The sequence below is a fragment of the Burkholderia sp. HI2714 genome (assembly GCF_002223085.1).
Taxonomy (GTDB): Bacteria; Pseudomonadota; Gammaproteobacteria; order Burkholderiales; family Burkholderiaceae; genus Burkholderia; species Burkholderia lata_D.
Genome location: NZ_NKFM01000165.1, coordinates 1 through 888, shown reverse-complemented (window position 1 = coordinate 888; position 888 = coordinate 1). Strand labels below are relative to the sequence as shown.

The 888-nt window shown below is 53.6% G+C and carries 1 protein-coding gene; it reads left to right on the top strand.

The features are described 5' to 3' along the window. Window positions 1-357 precede the first annotated feature (357 nt). A complete protein-coding gene (locus tag CFB82_RS41680) occupies window positions 358-717 on the top strand; it encodes a DUF4148 domain-containing protein (protein WP_179255545.1) in 360 nt (119 codons plus the stop codon). Window positions 718-888 lie beyond the last annotated feature (171 nt).

Here is an 888-nt window from a genome sequence, read left to right as displayed (position 1 = left end):
TCGGGGCTGATCGTCAAAGGTCGGATCCCTCGATCTGATTCGCACTGCTTCCTTCAACGCCGTCCTCATACACGGCGGGTATCCGCTCGTCCGTGTTACCCAAAATCGGCGGTTTCTGAACCACGCCGCCGCTTCGATGTGCAAAACCCAGTCCATCGCGTCTCCAGCAAGCTGAAAACGCTACCTGTACCTCGTTTCCTTCACATCCATAAGTGCGGGTTCGCGGGACGCTTACTTCCATTTTTTCCGGCCGGCCTCAAAATGCAGCCGCGTCGGAACGTCGCACCCCTCATGAAGATTGCTAAATGTAATGCGGTTGTAAGGTATTATTGATTCACATCAACCGAAAGGAACATCATGACCTCCAAGCTATTGACTGCCGCTATCCTTATTTCTTCGTTGTCCTATGCACTTATTCCGTCAGTAAATGCTAAGGGGCTCACGCGTGATGAGGTCAAGGCCGAACTAGCAGAGCTTCACGCTTTAGGGTACCGCTCCACGGTGGAGGATCCACACTACCCGAGGCACGTTCAGGAAATGATGGCAAAGCTGCACGAAAAGCGTATGAAAGAGCGCTCCCAAGGGGCCGAGCAGGTCACCCCTAGGGGAAAATCGACCAACGAGCGCACTCGCGCAGCACAGTCTGCAGATTCGACTATGGATCAAAACAAATGTGTTGGTCCGGCCAGCTTCTGTGATCCATATTTCGGCTCTTGATAAGTCTGGGCGCATCGGAAGAGGCATCCCGGGCTACCTCTTCTTACTGACGAGTGCACCAAATAGTTCGTGGTGCGTTATACGGGTATGAAGACGAAAACTGATGCCCGAAAGTTGGATCAGGCGACGCAGGCGTACCTGAGGAAGACGGTGGTCGAAGCCGTGCGTGAC

Bases quoted from the DNA above. Each gene is read 5' to 3' on its own strand.
- CFB82_RS41680 (WP_179255545.1), top strand. From the start codon at position 358: ATGACCTCCAAGCTATTGACTGCCGCTATCCTTATTTCTTCGTTGTCC.